We start from the raw sequence: 23097 nt of genomic DNA, 5'->3' as shown, positions 1-23097 counted from the left end.
TTAAGCCCGCAACGTCCGCGTCATCCGCAACGCCAGCAGACTACCGCCGACGATCACCGCCGCCAGCACATAGAGCGCCGCATCCGTCGAGCCTGTGCTGTCCTTGACCCAACCTACCAGGTACGGGCTGAGGAACCCGGCTATCTGCCCCATCGAGTTGATCAGCGCCAGACCGCCAGCCGCCGCGCCCGCGCTCAGCATGGCGGTCGGCACCGGCCAGAACATCGGCAGACCAGTCAGTGCGCCCATGGTCGCTATGGTCAGGCCGAGAATCGCAATCGCCGGATTGGCCGCGAAATTCACCGCGATCACCAGCCCGACAGCGCCCATCAGCATCGGCACCACCAAGTGCCAGCGGCGCTCCTTGCGCAAATCCGCCGAGCGGCCGACGACCAGCATGAACACTGCCGCGAGCAGATACGGAATCGCACTCAGCCAGCCGATCACCAGGTTATCGCTGAAGCCGAGGTTCTTGATGATCGACGGCAGCCAGAAGTTGATCGCGTACACGCCGCTCTGGATGCAGAAATAGATCAGGCCGAAGGCCCAGATCGCAGGATTCTTGAACACCGCAAGCAGTGAGTCGGTGGCGGTTTTCGGTTTGTTGGCGAGGTCTTCGGCGTGGTCGGCTTCGAGCACCGAACGTTCGTGGGCGGTCAGCCATTTGGCGTTGGCGAAGCTGTCGCTCAACAGGAAATACGCCAGTGCGCCGAGAATCACCGTCGGAATGCCTTGCAGCAGGAACATCCACTGCCAACCGGCCAGGCCACCTTGGCCGGCGGCGAAGTGGTTAAGGATCCAGCCGGAAAACGGGCTGCCGAGCAGACCGGAGACGGGGATCGCCGACATGAACAACGCCATGATCCGGCCACGGCGGAAGGTCGGGAACCACTGCGAGAGATACAGCACGACGCCCGGGAAGAAACCCGCCTCAGCCGCACCGGTGAAAAAGCGCAGGGTGTAGAACTCGGTCGGGGTGGTGACGAACAACAGGCAGGTCGACAGCGTGCCCCAGGTGATCATCATCAGGGCAATCCAGCGCCGTGGACCGAAGCGGGTCAGTGCCAGGTTGCTCGGCACGCCGCACAGCACGTAACCGATGAAGAAGATGCCGGCGCCGAGGCCGTACACCGTTTCGCTGAATTTCAGTGCGTCGAGCATCTGCAGTTTGGCGAAGCCAACGTTGACCCGGTCGAGGTAGTTGAACAGATAGCAGATGAAAATGAAGGGAATCAAACGCAGGGTGATGCGTTTGTAGACGGCGTTTTTACCGTCGTCGATGGTCTGGGTAGCTGCGGCGCTCTGCGACATAGCGGCTCTCTCTTTATTATGATTTTTTGCGATGCAAAGGGTAACGTTGATCGCCCTGAGAGTCTCGGCCACCTTTGGCCGGATTGTCTTTGTGCCTGAGCACAGGGTTTGCCGCCAGACCCTGTGCGGCTGAACAACCGTCCGTGCCTGAAATGAAGGATTGCCGCCGCTATGTTCGAACTCGATCACGACCTTGCCCAGGACATCGTCGACCGGGCCATGGCCATTTTGCCGTACAACGTCAACGTCATGGACAGTCAGGGCCTGATCCTCGGCAGCGGTGAACCGGAGCGCATCAACACCCGGCATGAAGGCGCGCAACTGGTGCTGGCCAACGGGCGTGTGGTGGAAATCGATGCGCAGACGGCGGTGCACCTCAAAGGCGTGCAACCGGGCATCAACCTGCCGCTGTTGCTCGATCAGCGCTTGATCGGCGTGCTTGGCATCACTGGCGAGCCGGAGCAATTGCGCACCTACGCCGAGCTGGTGCGCATGACCGCTGAAATGCTCGTCGGCCAGCGCAACCAGCAGGCCGAGCAGCAATGGCGACGGCAGCGTTGCGATGATCTGCTGGCTTTGCTGTTGAGCGAGGCGGGGGATTCGCCGCGCCTGATCGATGAGGCGCAGCAGCTTGGGCTCAAGCCGCAATTGACCCGGGTGCCGTATCTGTTTGAGCTGGGTCTTGAGCACGGGCCGGGGCAAACCGTCGAGGCACTGAGTGCGTGGCTGACCTCGCGGTATCCCGACAGTTGGTGCGTGAGTTCGGCGAAGTCGTCGCTGTTGTGGTGTCGCCCGGCGAGCCAGAACGTCGAGCACGATCGCCTGCTGGAAAAGCTCGATGGCCTCGGCTGGAAGATTCTGCGCATCGCCGTCGGTGGGCAGGCGGATGGTCTGGCCGGGTTGCGTCGCTGTTATCGACGGGTCGGCGATTTGCTCGCTTATGGTCGTGACGTGCTGCCGAATTCGCGGCTGCTGACGCTCAATCGTTATCGCTTGCCGGTCATGCTATGGCGACATCGCAACGATGATGCGCTGGACGAACTGCTCAAGCCGCTGCGCAAGGTTATCGCCAAGGACAGCAACGGCCAGTTGCTGGCGACGCTGCGCAGTTGGTGCGAGCACGACGGGCAGAGCCAGGCCTGTGCCGAAGCGCTGGGCATCCATCGCAACAGCCTGCGCTATCGCATGGAGCGGATTGCCGAGTTGAGCGGGGTTGATCCGTTGAAGCTGGACGGGATGCTGGCGTTGTACCTGGGGGTGCAGCTGTTGCCGCAGACTGATCCGAATTGATCGGTGTATTTCGGGGCTCCTTCGCGAGCAGGCTCGCTCCCACAGTGGCATGCATTTCAAATGTGGGAGCGAGCCTGCTCGCGAAGAGGCCGGAACATCCAGCGCCAGCCTTTTGTGGAAATGAACAATAAACGCCGACGCCACTTGTGCAGCCGACCGGCGTCAAGGCGCAGGCCGACTGGCAGCATGAACGCCACTGCAACCGGAGAATTCCCATGAAGATCGTCATCGCCCCCGACTCGTTCAAGGACAGCCTGAGTGCCCAAGGCGTTGCCGAAGCCCTTGCCCTCGGACTGGCGCAGGTCTGGCCGCAGGCGACGCTGGTCAAATGCCCGATGGCCGATGGCGGCGAAGGCACGGTCGAGTCGATTCTTGCAGCCTGCGAAGGTGAGTTACGCCGCACCCGCGTGCGCGGTCCATTGGGTGCGCCGGTCGAAGCCGCATGGGGCTGGCTGCCGCACAACCACACCGCGATCATCGAAATGGCCGAGGCCAGCGGTCTGCAACTGGTGCCGCCGGGGCAGCGCGATGCCTGCATCAGCAGCACGTTTGGCACCGGTGAACTGATTCGTGCAGCGCTGGATGCCGGCGCGCAACGGGTGATCCTGGCGATTGGCGGCAGCGCGACCAATGACGGCGGTGCGGGTGCGATGCAGGCGTTGGGCGTGAAGTTGCTGGATGCGCAGAATCAATCGTTGGTGCCGGGCGGCCTGGCTTTGGCGCAACTGGCGCGACTCGATGTGGCTGGGCTTGATCCGCGTCTGGCCGAGGTGCGTTTCGTCATTGCCGCCGACGTCAATAATCCGCTCTGCGGCGCCCATGGTGCCTCGGCCATTTTCGGCCCGCAGAAGGGCGCTTCGCCTGCGCAGGTTGAGCAGCTCGATCAGGCGCTGGGGCACTTCGCCGAGCTTTGCGCGCAAGCATTGGGCAAGGACGTGCGCGATGAACCGGGCAGCGGCGCGGCGGGTGGTCTGGGCTTTGCCGCCAAGGCTTTTCTCGGCGCGCAGTTTCAGGCGGGCGTCGAGGTGGTGGCGGAACTGGTCGGGCTCGCTGAGGCGGTCAAAGGTGCGGATCTGGTGATTACTGGAGAAGGCCGCTTCGATGCGCAAACCCTGCGTGGCAAAACACCGTTCGGCGTGGCGCGAGTTGCCAAACAACACGCTGTGCCGGTGATCGTGATTGCCGGGACCTTGGGCGAGGGTTATCAGGAACTCTATCAACACGGCATCGACGCCGCGTTTGCTGTTACCAGCGGGCCGATGACTCTGGAACAGGCGTGCGCCGAAGCCCCGCGCCTGCTGCGTGAACGCGCTACCGACATCGCCCGGGTCTGGCAGCTCGCCGCCAAACGCTGAACCGCTGGCCTCTGTAGGAGCTGTCGAGTGCAACGAGGCTGCGATCTTTTGATCCTGCTTTTAAAAGTCAAAAGATCGCAGCCTCGTTGCACTCGACAGCTCCTACCCAAGGCAGCGGACCTTGGTTGATTGCTGTAACGTCCCGAAAAATATTTACTTCGGACCCGAAACCTTCCTCAAGCCTGGCCGATACAACGTTCAGGCGCACACAAAACCAAAACCCAGTGACGCCGGACTGTCGCCCGCTATGGGCCAGTGCTCACGGCATGGATGCTCGTAGTTTCTTTCTTTCGAGAGTCCGACCATGTCCCTGCGTAATCTGAATATCGCGCCCCGTGCTTTCCTCGGTTTTGCCTTCATCGCCTTGCTGGTGATTGTCCTCGGCGTGTTCGCCGTAAGCCGCATGACGGTCATACGTCAGGCGTCGATCGATATGGACACCAACCAGTTGCCAAGCGTGACCCACCTCAGCGTGGTCACGGAAAACGTCCTGCGCATGCGCATTCTCTCGTTCCGTGTGCTGGTCAATCGCGAACCGGCCAGCCTGCAAGAGGCAGAAACCCGCATCGCGGTGCTGGTCGACAAGGTGCGCAAAGCACAGGCCAACTACGCTGCGTTGCCGGCAGGTCCTGAAGAGCGCGCGGTCTTCCAGACGTTTTCGACGACGCTCGATAATTACCTGCAAGCGCAGAATCAGATGATCGAGCTATCGCGCAAGGGCGATCTGGAAGCGATGCGCGCGTTGATCAACACGCGCATCAAGGAAGGCACCGATCAAATGGGCGAGCAGCTCAACAAGTTGATCGGCATGAACACCGCCGGGGCCAGAGCGGCGGCGACCAAGGCCGGTGAAAACTATGACAGCGCCATCACCGGGATCATCATCGTCGCCGTGATTGCGGCGCTGGCCACCGTGTTGCTCGCCTGGTTGCTGACCCGTAGCATCGTCACGCCGCTCAACCGCGCCGTGCTCGCCGCGCAAACCATTGCCAACGGCGACCTCAGCAAAGCCATTGAAGACGACGGCAAGGACGAACCGGCGCGCCTGCTCGAAGCTTTGGCCGCGATGCAGACCAACCTGCGCAAAACCATCGAGCAGATCGCTGGTTCCGCCACGCAACTGGGCGCCGCTGCCGAAGAGCTCAGCGCCGTTACCGAAGAAGCCTCTCGTGGCTTGCAGCAGCAGAACAGCGAAATCGAACAAGCCGCCACTGCCGTCAACGAGATGACCGCTGCGGTGGAAGAAGTGGCGCGCAATGCCGTGTCGACTTCAGAGGCGTCCAACCAGTCGACCCACGCCGCCCGCGAAGGTCGCGATCAGGTGGTGAAAACCGTCGACGCAATCCAGACCATGACCCACGACGTGCAGAACACCGCGCAGATGATCGAAGGCCTCGCCGCGCAAGGTCGTGACATCGGCAAGGTGCTGGATGTAATTCGGGCCATCGCCGAGCAGACCAACCTCTTGGCGCTCAACGCTGCAATTGAAGCGGCGCGTGCCGGCGAGGCTGGCCGTGGTTTTGCCGTGGTGGCTGACGAAGTGCGCGCCTTGGCCCATCGCACCGCGCAGTCGACCCAGGAAATCGAAAAAATGGTTGCCGGCATTCAGAACGGCACCGGTGAAGCGGTCTCGTCGATGCAGCAAAGCAACCAGCGCACTCAGTCCACGCTGGAAATGGCCCGCGCGGCCGGTGTGGCGCTGGAGCAGATCACGCAATCTATTCACCAGATCAACGAACGCAACCTGGTTATCGCCAGCGCTTCGGAAGAACAGGCGCAAGTCTCGCGCGAAGTCGATCGCAACCTGGTCAACATCCGCGACCTCGCCACGCAATCGGCCGCCGGCGCCAACCAGACCAGCGCCGCGACCCACGAACTGTCGCGACTGGCGGTGGATTTGAATGCCATGGTGGCGCGTTTCGTGATTTGAGATACGGTGAAGGCTGGAAACCGCGCTAACAGGAGACGTACATGCGCTATTCAGCCTTGACCCAACGAATCGCCGGGGAGGGTGCCGCTGCCTGGCAGATTCACGACCGAGCGCTGGAACTGCGCGCCGAGGGCGTTGATGTATTGTTGTTGAGCGTCGGCGATCCGGATTTCGATACGCCGTTGCCGATCGTCCATGGCGCGATCGATAGCCTGCTGGCCGGCGACACCCATTACGCCGACGTGCGTGGGCGGTTCGAGCTGCGCAGGCTGATTGCCGAGCGTCATCGCCAGCGCAGTGGTCAGCGTGTTGATCCTGATCAGGTGATTGTCCTGCCCGGCGCGCAATGCGCGGTGTACTCGGTGGCGCAGTGTCTGCTCGATCCGGGTGACGAGGTTATCGTCGCCGAGCCGATGTACGTCACCTACGAAGGCGTGTTTGGCGCTTGCGGTGCCAAGGTAATTGCGGTGCCGGTGCGCCCGGAGAACGGTTTTCGTGTCGACCCCGCCGATGTCGCTGCGCGCATTACCCCGCGAACTCGCGCCATGCTGCTTAACAGCCCGAACAATCCCAGCGGCGCCAGTTTGTCCTTGCTGATCTGGCAGGAACTGGCGGCGCTGTGCATTCGTCATGATCTGTGGCTGATCAGCGATGAGGTGTACAGCGAGCTCTTATATGAAGGCGAGCACATCAGCCCGGCAAGCCTGCCGGGCATGGCCGAGCGCACCGCAACGATCAACAGCCTGTCGAAATCCCATGCGATGACCGGTTGGCGCATCGGCTGGATGATCGGCCCGAAACCTTTGGCCGAGCATCTGGTGAATCTGTCGCTGAGCATGCTGTTCGGTCTGCCGGATTTCGTACAGAAGGCCGCGCAAGTGGCGCTGCAAAGCGATCTGCCGGAAGTCACGCAGATGCGCGAGGAGTATCGCTTGCGTCGCGATCTGGTCTGCGAACGTTTGTACGGTTGCCCTGGATTGCAGCCGATTTGCCCGGATGGCGGCATGTTCGTGATGGTCGATGTGCGCCAGACCGGCCTCGGCGCTCAGGCGTTTGCCGAGCGCTTGCTGGAAGGTTACGGCGTGTCGGTGCTGGCCGGCGAAGCGTTCGGGCCGAGTGCGGCGGGGCACATTCGCATCGGGCTGGTGGTGGATCGGGTCAAACTGGCGGATGCCTGCGCGCGGATTGCCTTGTGTGCGATGCAGCTGTTGCAGGCGCGGAGTGCCTGATGGATTTGCGTAGTTTGTAAAGGCCTCTTCGCGAGCAGGCTCGCTCCCACAGTGGAATGCATTCTGCTGTGGAAGCAGGCTTGCTCCCATTTTGAAATGCATTCTCTGTGGGAGCGAGCCTGCTCGCGAAGGCGGCTTTACTGGCGCCAGAGATCTCAGCTTTGCCACGCAGAGGCATTCACCAGATTCCCCGGCCGCTGTCCATTCAGCGCCGCCAACAGATTCTCCACCGCACACCGCGCCATCGCCTCACGCGTCTCATGAGTCGCCGAGCCCATATGCGGCGTCGCCACCACATTGCTCAACTGCAACAACGGCGAATCATGATTCAACGGCTCGCGCTCGAACACATCCAGCCCCGCCGCGCGGATACGCTTGCTGCGCAACGCCTCGATCATCGCCGCCTCATCGACCACCTTACCGCGCGAGATATTGATGAAGATGGTCTCCGGCCGCATCAGCGCAAATTGCTCGGCGCCGATCAAGCGTTCGGTCTGCGCCGTCAGAGGCAAGGTCAGGCAAATGAAATCGGCCTGCTGGAGCAGTTCTTCGAGACTGCGATATTGCGCAGCGAACCGCTCCTCGACCGCCGGTTTGCGTGACTGGCTGTGGTAGATCACCGGCATGCCGAAACCGAAATGCCCACGCTGGGCCAGGGCCTCGCCGATGCGGCCCATGCCGATGATGCCCAGCGTCTTGCCATGCACATCGGTACCGAAATGCGCCGGGCCGATATTGCGGCTCCACTGCCCGCCACGGACCATGTTCGCCAGTTCGACTACACGGCGGGCGGCGGCGAGGATCAGGGCGAAACCGGTGTCGGCGGTGGTTTCGGTGAGCACGTCGGGGGTGTTGGTCAGCAGGATCTTGCGCCGGCTCAGATACTCGATGTCGTAGTTGTCGACACCCACCGAGACGCTGGCAATCGCCTCCAGCTGCGGCGCCAGATCGAGCAGCGCGGCATCGAGTTTCAGGCTGGCACCGAGCAAACCGTGGGCGCGGGGCAGGGCATCGCGCAGCTGCATGAGGCCATCGGCGTCGAGGCTTTCGATCAGCGTTACGTCAAATTGCTCTTTTAGGCGCGCCATCAGCGCGGGCGAAAGTTTCTTGTACAGCACGACCTGTTTTTTCATGGCAAAAGTCCTTTCAGGAATGCGCCGGCACACGCGGCGTGGCGGCGGCTTTGGCGACGACGCGATCACTGGCGCCGGGCTTGAGGAAAATCGTCAGCACCACCGACAACAGCAATGCTCCGCTCATCAACAGGTAGGAGGCGCCGGGCGAACCGGTGGAGCTGTTCAGATAACCGACCAGATACGAACCGCCGAACGAGCCGAGCGCGCCCATGCTGTTGATCAGCGCCATGGCGCCACCGGCAACGTTGGCCGGCAGGATCTCGGGAACGATGGCGAAGAACGGCCCGTACGGCGCGTACATGCAGGCGCCGGCAATCACCAGCAGCGTGTACGACCACCAGAAATGTTCGGCGCCCAAGGCATACGAGCCATAGAACGCAATCGAGGCGATCAGCAGTGGCGGCCAGACAAAGCGTTTGCGCTTTTGCAACTTGTCCGAACCCCACGACACCGCGAGCATGCCCAGCACTGCCGCCAGATATGGCAGCGCCGAGAGCCAGCCGGCCTCGATCATGTCCATTTGCGCGCCGGCCTTGAGGATCGATGGCAGCCACAGCACGAAACCGTAGACGCCGATGCTCCAGCAGAAAAACTGCAGCGCCAGGATGATCACCTTCGGCGAACGGAAAGCCTCGGCGTAGTTCTTCACAGCCTTGATGCCGACCTGCTCTGCGGCGAGGGCGCTTTCCAGATCGTGCTTTTCCTGGTCATTGAGCCACTTCGCCTGGGCCGGGCGATCATCGGCCAGACGCCACCAAATAAAGGCCCAAAGCACCGCAGGCAGACCTTCGATGATGAACATCCAGCGCCAGCTGAAATGCTGCACCAGATAGCCCGACACCACCGACATCCACAGCATGGTCACCGGGTTGCCGAGGATCAGAAAAGTGTTGGCGCGCGAGCGTTCGGCACGGGTGAACCAATGGCACAGATACACCAGCATGGCCGGCATCACCGCCGCTTCGACCACGCCGAGCATGAAGCGAATGACGATCAGCCAATAGGCGTTGGAGACCACGCCAGTCAGCGTGGCGAGCCCGCCCCAAAGAATCAGGCTGACGAAGATCAGCTTTTTCACGCTGTGCTTTTGCGCGTAGATCGCGCCGGGGACCTGGAAGAAAAAGTAGCCGAGAAAGAACAGTGCACCGAGCAGCGAGGACAGGCCCGGTGTGATCATCAGGTCTTCGGCCATGCCCGACGCGGCGGCGAAGCCGTAGTTGGCGCGATCGAGATAGGCCAGGCTGTAAGTGATGAACACGATCGGCATGATGTACCACCAGCGGCGGGTGGCGAGGGTTGCAGTTTTCATCGGTGTGACTCCTGAGCTTGTTGTTTTTGTCGCAGCAGGTTCATTGATTTGCGGTGATCAGGCGGGCCTCTTCGCGAGCAGGCTCGCTCCCACATTTGAAATGCACTCACCTGTGGGAGCGAGCCTGCTCGCGAAGGCGGCCTTTAATTCAACCGATAACTCCTGACGGGTTGGGAGGCCTTCCATATCCCCACGACTCTGCACCGCGCGACTGCCAATCCAGTTCGCCCGCTGCACCGCCTCGGCAAAACTCTGCTGCTCGAGCAGGGCGCTGATCATCCCGACCGCAAAGCCATCACCGGCGCCCACGGTATCGACCACGTTGCTTACCGGCACGCCAGCGACAAAACCCTGATCCAGCTGCGTGCGGTAATAAGCGCCTTCAGGCCCGAGCTTGATCGCCACCGCCTCGGCGCCTTGATCCAGGTAAAACGCAGCGATGTCCGCCGGGTCATCGCAACCGGTGAGCAAGCGGCCTTCGCTCAACCCCGGCAGCACCCAGTGGGCGAGGGCGGCGAGGCGGTTGATCTCGCGAATCATCTCGCCCTCGCTGGCCCACAGGCTTGGACGCAGATTCGGGTCGAATGAAACGCTGCGTCCGGCGGCGCGCATGCGGGTCATCAGTTCGACGGACATTTCCCGCGCCGAGGTGGATAGCGCTGGAGGAATACCGGTGGCGTGCAAGTGACGGGCGCTCAGCAGGTTGTCGCTGATGGAGTGCGGCGACAAATGACTGGCTGCCGAACCACGGCGGAAGTATTCGACCTGCGGGTCGCTGCCATCGTCGTTGCGCGATTTGAACTGGAAACCCGTTGGCTGGTTTTTATCGACTTCGACGTGGCTGCAATCCAGACCTTCCTTGATCAGCGTCTCGACCACAAAGCGTCCGAGCGAATCGTTACCGACCCGGCTCAGCCACGCGACGTTGAAACCCAAGCGCGACAAGCCGATCGCGACGTTGCTGTCGGCCCCGGCAATCCGTTTGTGAAACTGCTCGACCTTGGCCAGATCACCGGTCTGCTCGGCGACCAGCATTGCCATGGTTTCACCGAAAGAAAGAATATCGATCTCAGACATGGGCTGGCTCCAGGCGCGATTGACCGAGGCGGGCGAGGGCGGCGACGTGTTCACGGGTCAGTTGCACCAGATCATCGCCTTGCAGCGGGTATTCGGCGGCGCGCATAACGCCTTGGTCCATGTGCCGCAGCAGTTGTTCCCACAAATGCAGATCGCTGATGGCCGGCGGTACGGCAACCAGTTTGCCGTCGTCGCGGCGCGCCACGGCTTTGCAATGCACGTAACCGACATGACGCCCAAGCGCGCGGGCGGCGCTGGCGGCAGATTGGTCCTGCCAGTGCCAGTTACCGATGTCGAAAGTCATCTTGATCGGCAGGTTGTGCTGCTCGACGGCGGCGAAGAAACGCTGGAACGGCTCGATGCGCCCGCCGTGCAAGGTCTGGTCGTTTTCCACCAGCAGTTGCACCGGGCTCTGCTTGAGTCGCTCGGCCAGTGCCTGCAAATCAGAGTTGTCAGTGAAATAGCCCAGCGACACTTTCAGCCATTTCGAGCCGAATGCCTGGGCCTGTTGCAGCGCGGTAATCAGTTCGGGATTTGGCTGCGCTTGCCCTGCGAGCCAGAGTTCGGTGGGTGAGGAATAAATGCTTTGCAGGCCCTGCGCCTGGGTAGCCTGAGCCAGTTGCGCCGGGTCTTCACGGGTAAGCAGTTCTTCGCGCCACTCGATGCGATTGGCGCCGGCCGCAGCCAGCACATCGATGAAAGCATCCTGTCCGCGCTGACGCACAAGCTCGGCACCGTAGCTGGACAGACTGATGGAAACGGCTGGTTTATTCATTGTTATTGACCTCTGAAACCGGTTTCATTTTTGTTCAAAAAAAATCAGGTGATTCTGTAGTGTTTTTGCAGGCCGTTTCGCGAGCAGGCTCGCTCCCACAATGGAATGGGATCAACCTGTGGGAGCGAGCTTGCTCGCGAAGGCGTCAGATCAGACTCCGCCAACCTCACGGGTCGACCCACGCTCAACCAGCGCCGGCGCAAAATCCAGCACCCGCGCCATCTCATCATCTCCGCGCAAGCGCTTGAGCAGACACTCAAACGCCCGCGCGCCTATCTCTTGCGTCGGCTGTGCCAGCGCGGTAATCCCGCTGCCCACCAGCGGATACCAATCCAGATCATCCAGGGCAATCAACCCGACATCTTCAAATAGAAGCACGCCCAGCGCGCGCAGCGCATGCGTTGCCGCAAGCGCTGCGACACCATTGGCGCAAAACAGCGCTTTCGGGCCATCACCGGGTGTGTTTAAAAAGGTTTGAAGTCGCGCGTTCAGATCATCACCGGTTTCCAGCACCGCGCCACTCAGAGTCGTGCGCTGAGCAATCTGCGCCTGAAAACTGCTGACCCGCTCGATCCGCGAGCTGGTGCCGTCATACGGTTCAGTCACCAGCAAAAGATCCCGATATCCGCGTTGCTCGAGATGCGCGAGCGCCATCTCTACTGCTTGCGAGTTGTTCAACCCGACCATATCACTGTCGAGCCCATCGACCTTACGATCGACCAGCACCAGTGGCATCTCGCGGCGCAGCTCATGCAATTCGTCACGGTGATGGCCCAGCGTGTTCACGATCAGCCCTTCGATGTTGTACGAGCGCAACAGCGCCAGATGCTGGCGCTCCTGCTCGTCATCGCGGTCGGTGTTGCAAACCACCAGGCTGTAGCCGTGCGCCCGGCATGCGGTTTCCACCCCGTGCATCACGGCAATCGAATAGGGGTTACGGATATCGGCGACAAGCATGCCGATCAGGCGTGTGCGCCCGCGCTTCAGGCCGCGAGCCATCTGGTTGGGGCGGTAGCCGAGTTCGCTGATGGCCAACTCGATGCGCAGGGCAATGGCGTCGGAGAGCAGGGCGCGATCATCGCCGATGAAGCGCGAGACACTGGCCTTGGACACCCCAGCGCGTTCGGCGACGTCGAGCATGGTCACGCGGCTGCGCTGGGCGGCGGAGAAGTCGTTCATTGCGGACCTTTTTGTTATTGGGGTAGCGCTGAAACCGGTTTCAGTGAACGACAGTGATGTGATTTCGTCAAGCGCAGGATCAACAGCAATCCTGAGTTGACCCGACGAACGGTGCAAATACCTGTCAGATATGACAGTAGGCAAACATCGCGCGGAGCCTTCTAATCCTTACACACCGATATTCACTATTTAGAGCAATTATCTGGCTTGTAAGGACTTCGCTATGTCGATGCATCGCAAGAGTGATAACGCTGGCATATTACTGGCTGATCCTCCGACCGTAGATGGTGTCCCGGACAGTGATCCTGATGGACGGTTACCCGCAGAAGTATTGCTCAACGGTGGTGTGGCAAGAGTGCCTCGATGGCCAATCTATGCCGATGCTCCCGAAAAGACCGATTTGCTGGAAGTGTTCTGGAGGCCAGATGGTGGCGTCGCAGTCCGGATTTACAACGACCCAAAAGTAGGACCAATTACTGAAACCGAGTTTATGATCCCGCTCGATAAGGGGCTGTTTCAGAATGATGGAGTTGCCTTCCTTTATTATCGGGTGTCGCCTCAGCCATTTGGTAACCCATTAACCTCCGAAGAAAAGAGGTTAACGATTGATCACAGCGTTATTCCACTGCCGATTCTGTTGAGTCCGAGCTTTACGGGTGTGGATTTTTACGGTTATTTGAACTGCGCTACCAAAAAACCGATATGGGAAGGTGTGTATGTGAAAGTGCCTTTCCAGAACTTTAGAGAAAACGACGTTTGTGAACTTTCATGGCGAGGTTTTTCCGAGCTTACTAATAGTGAAGAATTCTATGTAGAGGGTTCGGCGGGAGAGTTGAGTCATACTATGAGTCTTGCTGAGGCAGGAAACAGGGACGGGTTTGAATTGCCATCTATTCCGTTTTCCCCGTATTTGGAGCAGCTGATTGATAAATGCTCTATCACCGCGCGATATAGAGTCAAAAGGGATGGGCGTTATATTGGTCAATCCAGGGATGAGTTGGCAAAAATCGACCGTATAATACCGGGTGAAGATATTCCCTGTGGGCCGGTTTGAAGAAAAATATTAATTCGCTCTGAAATTGAATATTGGTTGTATCAATGTTCGTGCGAGGTTGTGGTGTTGCGTAAACGTTGAATTCTCATCTGTGAGAATTTGGGTAATGGGCGAGGAGAAAATCAAATGAATGCTAAGCAAGAGCTTTCCGAAGTTGATCGGTTGGCAGTCGAGAGCAGAATGAATGTGCCTTTGGCCGGCCCGCCGCCTGTGGTGGACGACATCATTAGCCCCGCGGACCGACGTGTATATGCAAACAAACTCTTGCCGGGTGCAAAACTCCCAGTAAAGTTGCCAAGATGGCCTATCGATATGCCTAACGACAAAGTGGTGACGCGCATTCGCCAAGCAGGCACTACGGCATGGACAATCGTTAACTCTTTCGACGCTGAAGCTGTTGATGGAAGACCTTCAGAGTATGAAATCTCCATTGACTCGGATCTGTTGTTGGAGGTCAATCCGCCCGAAACACCGACCACGTGGGAACTTCAATACCGTGTAGAACCGCAACCGGCCGGTAATCCATATTCCTCAGATATTACAACAATCATCATTGACAGGCGTGCGCCTTATCAAGCCGTGCCGGGTGGCGCGAAAGCTCGTCCGACAATTGGCAGGCTGCCTATCCTATCGCCTGGCAATCTGATCGACGAAGATTTTATCGAGCGCAACTCACCAAACGCTGTTATTAATTTTACCCATAACTATCAAAATCCTTTGCCGGGTGACATTCTGCGTTTTTGGATAAGCAGGGTCTATTCTGCAAGTAATACGGAGGAACCGATTTATGAGGGGCCTGCGGCAGCACTTATTAATGTCAGTATCAACAAGTTCAGGTTGCTTGACCCTCTGGCTGTCTATGCGTACTACACGATTACTGATGAAGTGGGGAATGTCAGTAATTTGTCGTTCGCCGCCGGAGTGAAAGTACTGTTTGCGCCACTGCCAGTGCTTGAAACGCCTATTGTTGATCTGGCGGAAACTGATAAGTTGATTGATCTTAAAGATTCAGCCAATACCACCGTAAAGTTGAGGAGAGTAGATAATATACTGGATGATGATGAAGTCAGAGTAGAGTGGGGCGGCCAAAACCTTGGCGAGTTTGCATTCGGGACTAACGACCCATTATCGGTGCCAGTGCCCTTTACTGATATTTTCACTGAGTACTACGATGGTGATGCGGATATCACGACGGACAAGCCGGTAACTATTGTTGCAACTCTCTTGCGCGGCACCGAAGTCATCAGTGATTCCGAGCTTGAAATTGGTGTAAATATCTACTATCCAGGTCCCGTCAACCCCACCGACCCTGTTCCTCCCAATGATTTATTGGAAGAGCCACACATCACGAGTACCGCAGTACCAGACATCCTGGAACCTGCGGACTATGACAAAGATCACACGGTGACTATCCAGCTCTGGACGGACGTCGACAAACCGGTGAAGACTGGACAACAAATTCACGGCGAGTATGAGGGGGTGCGTTTCGGACCTGAATTCCTGACTGATGGGGATACCAGTGTAACAATGACCCTGCCGTGGTCTGTTATTAGTGCTGGTGGACTGGGGATCAACAAGAAACTTCGATATTTCGTATCCGATATCGGTGGGGTCAATGAAAATCCGTCTCCGATTACCGATGTCACCAATAACGCGATTGTGGTTGAGCTGGATCCACCAGTCGTTGCGCGAGAGTCTGGCACGACTATTTATTGTGAGGATCTCACAGAAGCTGGTTTCGGACTGAAAGTTGGTATTCCGGGCAATGCAACTCATCTGCTGGACGGTAGAACTGTGATTCTCTACGCCCAAGGGTATCGCGATGCGGCGATGACTGAGGAGTCTCCGAATACAGCGTTCGAGTCTGCGCCACACCCAATAACCGGAGGGGAAGGCGCTGCCGGATTCGATATGACAATTACGCCATATGACCCAAACATCAGAAATATTCCGGTGCCACCTCCTGATCCGATTCCCGTTCCACCCGGCGATTACCGTGGGTATTGGAAGATCTGGTACACGGTGGAGATCAACGCGACGGAATATCCGTCGGTGGAGTTCGATAGCCCGATATACCTGGTCAATCCGAAAGGTGAGTACTGCGAGGATCAGTAAAGCGTTTTAGTTGTTTCCCGCCACGACAGCAGGTTGTACGTCGTGGCGGGAATCGTTGCGTTAAAATTTCCGACACCTCAGGAGGATAAAACCCTCACCATATCAGACTTTTCCTACATCGAATGTGCGTGTGTGACGATAATCTTGCCGCCCTTCGGTTGGGCATTCTGATAGCGAGTTGTCGAGCCGATTCTTTATATTCGGTAAGTTCGGTGAACTCTTATGTCGACGTTTAGCAAGCATAGAATTATCAGAAAGTGGTCGCCCGGTTTGATGTTGATATTTTTCTGTTCCTCTGCCGCGCAAGCACGAGTACTCAATCCTGGTGAAAGTGAAACCCTTACGCCCGCATCCCCGATCGAGAGCTGGAGTTTCGGTACAGGTTCTACCTTGACTGTCAACGGAGCAGAGACTCACGATATTTCTACTTTCGGCGGGACGTTGAATGTCAACGCGGGCAAAACCCGAGAAATAGAGGCTACAGAGGGAACTCTAGTCAATCTGAATGGCGCGACGATATCTGGTACAAGCGGCTCCATCACGCTGTCGCTGGTTAACAGCTCAGCAAACATCGAGAGTTCCACGATATCAGGTTTGGCTATTGGTTTGCAGGCTGTCCGGGAGCAGGGCACCCAAACTGGCTCGGTTGTTCACTTGCAGGACAGCACTGTTCAGGGAGCCGCGGGCGGGGCGTTTTTGGCCTCTTATAGTGTCCTTGACATGAGTAACAGCACTGTCGAGGGAACTGGTAGCGATAGCTTTGGTTTGTCACTGTCTGGTGGTTCTGCAAATTTGAGTGCCAACTCGAAGGTAATCGGTGATCTTAACGGCGTGATTTATGGGCTGGATGGTTCGGATGAACTACTCAGCCAGCTGGTATTGGACAAGTCGAGCATTGAAGGAAAAACCGGCGCGGCGATTGTCGCTGACCTGGGTCTCAATCCGTTGGGGCCGTTGGTCATACAAGTGCTGAATGGTTCTACTCTTTCAGGGGGTAACGGTTCGATTCTGGAAGTCGCGGGAGGTACGTCTGTTGATTTCAGTGTCGCGAATAGCCAGCTGAACGGCAATGTCACTGTCCAGCCAGGCAGTGCAGTGAGTGTTTCGTTGGATCAAAGTGCTTCCTTAACCGGTGATCTGTTGAATGTCTCTGCATTAAAGCTCAGCAACAACAGTGCGTTTCACGGGCTATTCAAAGGAAATGCAGTGGATGGCTCAAGCGTGAGAGTCGAAAGCGGTTCGACGTTTACCGGGAATGTCGAGAATGTAACGAGCTTTACCCTTAATGATTCTGCCTGGGTTCTGGCCGGTAACAATCAAGTCGGCAATCTGGAAATGGCAGGTGGCACGCTCGATTTCGCTCCGGGGCAGACCTTCTACAAGCTGGATGTCGAAAATTTGTCTGGCAATGGCGTAATAAAAATGGCCACGGATTTTGGCAGTCAACAAACGGATTTCCTCAATGTCACCAACCGCGCAGACGGCAACTATCAGCTGTCAGTGACAGCGACTGGCAGCAAACCCACGAGTGACGAGCCGATTCAGTTGGTCAAGGTGGCCAGTGGTGATGCGAAGTTTGCGTTGAACAACGGCTCGGTAGACGCAGGCGCTTTCATCTACAAGTTGTTCGAGGAAGGCGACGGCTGGTTTCTTCGACCTGATACGCAAATCAGCACCAGTACCCGCTCTGTATTGGCCATCGCCAATACTGCACCTACAGTGATTGATGCGGAGCGTACGCTGCTCAATACGCGAATGGGCGATCGTCGGTTGACGGGCAGGGCCGGCGGCTTCTGGATGCGCACCTATGGCAATCGTTACAGCGTGCAGAACGGATACGGTGATGGTTATAGCCAGACTCAACAGGGGCTGGTTATTGGAGCCGATACCCGTCTGGCGGAGAGCGAATGGTTAGTGGGGGCGATGGTTGGCTATGGCAAAACCGATCTCGATTTGAAACATGGTAGTACTGGCACGGTCGATAGCTATTCGGTAGGTGGCTACCTGACAAAGTTTGATGCCCAGTCCGGTTTCTACATCGATGCAATCGTGAAGATCAACAGCTTCGACAACAGGTTGAATGTCAGCATGAGCGATGGCGAACGCAGCAAAGGTGACTACAACACGTATGGTTTAAGTGGATCGCTGGAAGTGGGTAAGCAATATGATTTGACTGCTGATCTGTTTCTGGCCCCGTTTGTTCAAGTCAATGCCGCGGTGATCTCTGGTAAGCATTACTCTCTGGACAATGGGCTTGAGGTCGACAGTCAACTTACACGCACCCTTGTTACCAAGGGGGGGATATATGTGGGTAGCCAGATCGATTTGGGCAATGGCCAGAAAATTCAGCCGAGAGTTCGTGTAGCGATGGGCCATGAGTTCATTAAGTCCAATGAGGTCAATGTCAACGAGAGCCGCTTCAATAACGACACGTCGACAACCAGTATGGAGCTCGCTGGTGGTGTCAATTGGGCTTTGCCGAACGGAGTACAGATTTTTGCCGAAGCGGGGTCGAGTCAAAGCAAGACGGTCAGTCAGGATTATAATGTGAGCGCTGGCTTCAGCATTGCGTTCTAAATGCATATCTTATAAAAAAGGAGGCGAAAGCCTCCTTCTTATTGTCTTGCAAATGTCATTTAATACGTTTTACCCAATTCTCTGCGATCAAGTTGAAAGCGATAGTTAGTTCATGAGTCTTTGGTGTTTCCAAGCCGTCACTGACAGTTGCGCTGATATTGCCACTCACTGAACCAGCCGCCGAATCAAAATCTATTGCCGTTGTCGCAGCGCTTGTAGAGTACTCAGAAGGTGGATCTTCTGCGGTATTGCTGTAGAGAATTCGCAGATTTTCATTTGCAAGGACCGGTTTGTTATTTTCCGGAGTCTTCAGAAAAATAACCCTGATGCTCTGGATCTGGTTGGTTGTCGAGTCACGATAACGTGCCTCAATCGTCCAGCGAGGAGGTTCCCCCTCCTGTGGATAGATAACCTTTTTAAACGTCGCCTGAAAATCAATAGGCTCCGATTTGTCGATAGATGCGCTGAAGCTATTATCGAGAGGGGAGTACTTCGTAATAGGTGTACGCAGTTTCCGTGCTGTACTCATGAGTTTGTCTCCATCATTGAAGTCGCAAGTGGGTCCAGCGGATCAGCATTCAAATCGAGCCACGGGAACTGCATCAGAGCGCGATTAGATGAGTCTGTAAACTGTCAGACTTCACAGTTTACAGAATGCGTTTTTTATGATTTGTCAGGAACGTTGATGGATTGCAGAATGGCGATGCATCAACGCATACACAGACATCCTTGATGTCTGTTATTTCCCTGAATATCCAATTACGCAACAGCGATAGCGAATGCCGCCTGAGTAAAGACAACCAATCGACTATATTTCTGCAGTTTCGGAGATTCGCTGAGTTTCAGCCAAACAACCCTGCCGCAATATTAATCGAAAACCCCAAAATCGCGGTGTTGAACACAAACCCGATCAACGACTGCGCCAGCACGATTTTCCGGATATCCCGAGTCGCCACGCCGACATCCGCTGTCTGTACCGCCACGCCGATGGTGAAGGAGAAGTACAGGAAGTCCCAATAGTTGGGCGTGGTCAGCCCTTCGGCAAAGCGCAACGCCGGTTCTTTGCCATCCCAGGTGTAATACAACCTTGCGTAGTGCACGCAAAAGATCACTCCTATCAGCAGCCACGAGCCGGCCACCGTCAGCGCTGTGAACCCGTAGTGCATCAGTTTGCGTGAGGTTTCCAGGTCTCTGCTGCCGGCCAGTTCGAGGGTGATGGTGGCTAGGCTCGCCAATGCGGCAATGCACACCACAAACAGCACCAGCCCGGCGTTCTCATCTTCGACTTCGGCGATGCGTCGAACGTCCGGGGCCTTGGCACGCACGGTCAGCCAGAACATCAGGATCAGGTAAGTCCAGACACCGACGTTCCAGCCAATGAGGATTTTGCTGACGATGGAGTCGGCCGGGACCAGCAGGCCGGTGGCGAGGCCGAGCAGAGCGGCGGCGGATAGGCGAGGGTGGGTGCGGGCGAGGAAGCGCATGGGGACTCACGTTGGTGAACTGTTAGCGCACCATAGCGCAGGCGATCCGGCTTTTGTAAGAGCTGCCGAAGGCTCGGGCCGCGATCGGACGATCTTTCGACTTTAGCTTTTCAAGATCAAAAGATCGCAGCCTCGTTGCACTCGACAGCTCCTACATTTGGATCAGTGGGGTTTGGTGAAGCGTTGTACGAGTTTGATGACGACGACGAAAAAGACTGGGACGAAGATCACCGCCAGCGTGGCAGTGATCATCCCGCCAATTACGCCGGTGCCGATCGCTTGCTGACTCGCCGAGCTTGCGCCAGTGGCAATCGCGAGCGGCACCACTCCAAGAATGAACGCCAGCGATGTCATCACGATCGGCCGCAGACGCAAACGCGCGGCCTGCAACGTCGCATCGATCAGATCGTGACCTTCGTCATACAAGCTCTTGGCGAACTCGATGATCAGGATCGCGTTCTTCGCCGACAGACCAATGATGGTGATCAGTCCAACCTTGAAGAACACGTCGTTAGGCATCCCGCGCATTGTCACCGCCAGCACCGCGCCGAGCACACCCAGCGGGACAACGAGCAGCACCGACGTCGGAATCGACCAGCTCTCATACAGCGCCGCCAGACACAGGAACACCACCAGTAGCGACAAACCGAGCAACATCGGCGCCTGATTGCCTGACAGGCGTTCCTGCAACGACAGACCGGTCCATTCCTGGCCCAGACCTTTCGGCCCCAGCGCTACCAGTCGTTCGATTTCCGCCATCGCTTCGCCGGTGCTGTGCCCCGCCGACGGTTCGCCAGAGATGGCAATCGCTGGATAGCCGTTGTACCGGGTCAACTGCGCCGGGCCTTGAATCCAGTTGGCCTGGACAAATGCCGACAGCGGCACCATGTTTCCGGCGTTGTTGCGCACGTGCATTTTCAGCAAGTCGTCCACCTGACTGCGCTGATCACCTTCAGCTTGCACGACCACGCGCTGCATGCGCCCCTGATTCGGGAAGTCGTTGATGTAGCTGGAACCAACCGCAGTGGACAGTACGTTGCCGATATCGGCGAACGAAACGCCTAAGGCATTCGCTTGCCTGCGGTCGACGATCAATTGCACTTGCGGCGCTTCCGCCAGCGCGCTTTCACGGACGTTCATCAATACCGGACTTTTCTCGGCGGCGGCGAGCAGTTCCGTTCGCGCTTGCATCAATGTCGCATGGCCCAGGCCAGCGCGATCCTGCAAGCGGAACTCGAAACCGCTCGATGTGCCGAGACCGTCCACTGGCGGCGGCAGTACCGAGAACGCCATTGCGTCCTTGATCTGGCTCAGAGCAGCGTTCGCGCGGTCAGCGATCGAGCTGGCGGCATCGTCACTGCCACGTTCCGACCAATCCTTGAGCGTCGAAAACGCCAGCGCCGCATTCTGCCCGCTACCGGAGAAACTGAAACCCAGGATCACTACGCTGTCACTGATTCCCGGCTCACCGGCGTTGTGCGCTTCGAGCTGTTCGGCTACTTGTACGGTACGGTTCTTCGTTGCGCCTGGTGGCAGCTGGATATCGGTAATGGTGTAACCCTGATCTTCTGTGGGCAGAAACGAGGAGGGCAGGCGCGCAAAACAAAACCCGAGCCCAATCAGCAGCACGACGTAGATCAACAGATAGCGACCAGTGCGCTTGAGCGCGTAGCCGACCCAACCCTGATAGCGGTCGGTCAGTTGTTCAAAGCGACGATTGAACCAGCCGAAAAATCCGGACTTCTCGTGATGCTCACCCTTGGCGACAGGCTTGAGCAATGTTGCGCACAACGCCGGCGTCAACGTCAGGGCGAGAAACGCCGAGAACAGAATCGACGTGGCCATGGACAGCGAGAACTGTTGGTAGATCACGCCGACCGAGCCCTGCATGAACGCCATCGGAATAAACACCGCGACCAACACCAGCGTTATGCCGATGATCGCCCCAGTGATCTGCGTCATCGCCTTGCGCGTGGCTTCCTTGGGCGACAGGCCCTCGGTGGCCATGATCCTCTCGACGTTCTCTACCACGACGATGGCGTCATCCACCAGAATGCCGATGGCCAGCACCATGCCGAACATGGTCAGCACGTTGATCGAGAAGCCCAGCGCGAGCATGGTCGCGAACGTGCCCATCAGCGCCACTGGCACCACCAGGGTCGGGATCAGCGTGTAGCGCACGTTCTGCAGGAACAGGAACATCACCGCAAACACCAGCAGCATCGCTTCGCCTAGGGTGTAAATCACTTTGGTGATCGAGACTTTGACGAAGGGCGAAGTGTCGTAAGGAATCTTGTACTCCACGCCGGCCGGGAAGTAGCGTGCCAGTTCATCCATCTTCGCCCGCACCAGCGTCGCGGTGTTCAGCGCGTTGGCACCCGGAGAGAGCTGCACGCCGACGGCGGTGGACGGCTTGCCGTTGAGGCGCGTGCCGAATTGATATTCCTGACTGCCGATCTCCACTCGCGCTACATCACCGATGCGCACCGTGGAGCCATCGCGATTGGCCTTGAGCACGATGTCGGCGAATTCCTGCGGCGTCGACAACTGGCCCTTGACCAGAATCGTCGCGGTGATTTCCTGCGTCGAAGGTGACGGCAGATCACCGATGCTACCTGCTGAAACCTGGGCGTTTTGCGCAACAATGGCTTCGTTGACATCGGCCGGCGTCAGGTTGAACGCGATGAGCTTCTGCGGATCGATCCAGATGCGCATGGCCCGCTCGGCACCATACAACTGAGCCTTACCGACACCGTCCAGGCGCTTGATCTCGTTCATCACGTTGCGCGCCAGATAATCGCTGAGCGCCACGTCATCGAGCTTACCGTCGCTGGAGGTCAGGGTAATCAGCAAGAGGAAACCGGAAGAGACCTTCTCCACCTGCAAACCCTGCTGATTGACCGCTTGCGGCAGGCGCGACTCGACCACCTTCAGGCGGTTTTGTACATCGACCTGCGCCAGCTCGGGGTTGGTGCCCGGCTGGAAAGTTGCCTTGATCGTCGCGCTGCCCAGGCTGCTCTGCGATTCGAAGTAGAGCAGGTGATCGGCGCCGTTGAGTTCCTCCTCGATCAGGCTGACCACGCTTTCATCGACGGTCTGCGCCGAGGCGCCTGGGTAGACGGCATAGATTTCGATCTGCGGCGGTGCGACGTCCGGGTACTGCGCGACCGGCAACTGCGGAATGGCCAGCGCTCCGGCCAACAGGATGAACAGGGCGACCACCCAGGCAAACACGGGGCGGTCAATAAAGAACTGCGGCATATAGAAGCGTCCTGC

Annotated in this window: 16 protein-coding genes; 7 read left to right on the top strand and 9 right to left on the bottom strand. The window is 57.8% G+C overall.

Annotation, left to right across the window (positions count from 1 at the left end):
* The gene (locus PspCFBP13508_RS03965; RefSeq protein WP_137213723.1) at positions 1–1311 is read right to left on the bottom strand and encodes an MFS transporter; all 1311 of its coding nucleotides are present in this window, start codon (positions 1309–1311) and stop codon (positions 1–3) included.
* A 171-nt stretch (positions 1312–1482) separates the two neighbouring features.
* Here PspCFBP13508_RS03965 and PspCFBP13508_RS03960 point away from each other — a divergent pair, with 171 nt between their 5' ends.
* The 4 genes from PspCFBP13508_RS03960 to PspCFBP13508_RS03945 all read left to right on the top strand — a co-directional run bounded on the left by PspCFBP13508_RS03960 (position 1483) and on the right by PspCFBP13508_RS03945 (position 7115).
* Positions 1483–2601 (top strand): sugar diacid recognition domain-containing protein, encoded by a 1119-nt coding sequence (locus tag PspCFBP13508_RS03960; protein WP_122506803.1) that lies wholly within the window; start codon positions 1483–1485, stop codon positions 2599–2601.
* Positions 2602–2816: 215 nt separating this feature from the next.
* On the top strand, positions 2817–3956 hold the full coding sequence (locus PspCFBP13508_RS03955; RefSeq protein ID WP_137213722.1) for a glycerate kinase: 1140 nt from the start codon (positions 2817–2819) through the stop codon (positions 3954–3956).
* A 304-nt stretch (positions 3957–4260) separates the two neighbouring features.
* Positions 4261–5886, top strand: a complete 1626-nt coding sequence (locus PspCFBP13508_RS03950) for a methyl-accepting chemotaxis protein (RefSeq protein WP_137213721.1) — start codon at positions 4261–4263, stop codon at positions 5884–5886.
* A gap of 41 nt (positions 5887–5927) precedes the next feature.
* Complete coding sequence (locus PspCFBP13508_RS03945; RefSeq protein ID WP_137213720.1) at positions 5928–7115, top strand: aminotransferase class I/II-fold pyridoxal phosphate-dependent enzyme; 1188 nt, start codon at positions 5928–5930, stop codon at positions 7113–7115.
* A gap of 155 nt (positions 7116–7270) precedes the next feature.
* Here PspCFBP13508_RS03945 and PspCFBP13508_RS03940 read toward each other — a convergent pair whose 3' ends face one another.
* From PspCFBP13508_RS03940 to PspCFBP13508_RS03920, 5 genes are all read right to left on the bottom strand, one after another.
* A complete protein-coding gene (locus PspCFBP13508_RS03940; RefSeq protein ID WP_137213719.1) occupies positions 7271–8248 on the bottom strand; it encodes a D-glycerate dehydrogenase in 978 nt (325 codons plus the stop codon).
* 13 nt (positions 8249–8261) lie between these two features.
* Entirely contained in the window at positions 8262–9560 is a 1299-nt protein-coding gene (locus PspCFBP13508_RS03935) for an MFS transporter (RefSeq protein WP_137213718.1), read from the bottom strand.
* Positions 9561–9617: 57 nt separating this feature from the next.
* The gene (locus PspCFBP13508_RS03930; RefSeq protein ID WP_137213717.1) at positions 9618–10637 is read right to left on the bottom strand and encodes a sugar kinase; all 1020 of its coding nucleotides are present in this window, start codon (positions 10635–10637) and stop codon (positions 9618–9620) included.
* Positions 10630–11412, bottom strand: a complete 783-nt coding sequence (locus PspCFBP13508_RS03925; protein ID WP_137213716.1) for a TIM barrel protein — start codon at positions 11410–11412, stop codon at positions 10630–10632. Before PspCFBP13508_RS03925 ends, PspCFBP13508_RS03930 begins: the two co-directional genes overlap by 8 nt.
* A 150-nt stretch (positions 11413–11562) precedes the next feature.
* Positions 11563–12591 carry a LacI family DNA-binding transcriptional regulator gene (locus tag PspCFBP13508_RS03920; RefSeq protein ID WP_137213715.1) on the bottom strand — a complete coding sequence of 343 codons (1029 nt, stop codon included), beginning with the start codon at positions 12589–12591 and terminating at the stop codon, positions 11563–11565.
* Between the two features lie 223 nt (positions 12592–12814).
* Here PspCFBP13508_RS03920 and PspCFBP13508_RS03915 point away from each other — a divergent pair, with 223 nt between their 5' ends.
* The 3 genes from PspCFBP13508_RS03915 to PspCFBP13508_RS03905 all read left to right on the top strand — a co-directional run bounded on the left by PspCFBP13508_RS03915 (position 12815) and on the right by PspCFBP13508_RS03905 (position 18337).
* A complete protein-coding gene (locus tag PspCFBP13508_RS03915) occupies positions 12815–13645 on the top strand; it encodes a hypothetical protein (protein WP_137213714.1) in 831 nt (276 codons plus the stop codon).
* A 126-nt stretch (positions 13646–13771) separates the two neighbouring features.
* Positions 13772–15760 carry a hypothetical protein gene (locus tag PspCFBP13508_RS03910; RefSeq protein ID WP_137213713.1) on the top strand — a complete coding sequence of 663 codons (1989 nt, stop codon included), beginning with the start codon at positions 13772–13774 and terminating at the stop codon, positions 15758–15760.
* A gap of 222 nt (positions 15761–15982) precedes the next feature.
* Positions 15983–18337, top strand: coding sequence for an autotransporter outer membrane beta-barrel domain-containing protein (locus PspCFBP13508_RS03905; protein WP_137213712.1), 2355 nt, complete (start codon positions 15983–15985; stop codon positions 18335–18337).
* A gap of 55 nt (positions 18338–18392) precedes the next feature.
* On the opposite strand, the gene PspCFBP13508_RS03900 is transcribed toward PspCFBP13508_RS03905, so the two are convergent.
* From PspCFBP13508_RS03900 to PspCFBP13508_RS03890, 3 genes are all read right to left on the bottom strand, one after another.
* Complete coding sequence (locus tag PspCFBP13508_RS03900) at positions 18393–18866, bottom strand: hypothetical protein (RefSeq protein ID WP_137213711.1); 474 nt, start codon at positions 18864–18866, stop codon at positions 18393–18395.
* A gap of 313 nt (positions 18867–19179) precedes the next feature.
* Complete coding sequence (locus PspCFBP13508_RS03895) at positions 19180–19821, bottom strand: DUF1345 domain-containing protein (RefSeq protein WP_137213710.1); 642 nt, start codon at positions 19819–19821, stop codon at positions 19180–19182.
* A gap of 162 nt (positions 19822–19983) precedes the next feature.
* Complete coding sequence (locus PspCFBP13508_RS03890) at positions 19984–23082, bottom strand: efflux RND transporter permease subunit (protein WP_137213709.1); 3099 nt, start codon at positions 23080–23082, stop codon at positions 19984–19986.
* Positions 23083–23097: the final 15 nt, after the last annotated feature.

This window comes from Pseudomonas sp. CFBP13508 (assembly GCF_005233515.1).
GTDB classification, from domain to species: domain Bacteria; phylum Pseudomonadota; class Gammaproteobacteria; order Pseudomonadales; family Pseudomonadaceae; genus Aquipseudomonas; species Aquipseudomonas mercuritolerans.
Note: the sequence above shows the minus strand (reverse complement) of the source record. Positions and strands in the feature narration are given on the sequence as shown.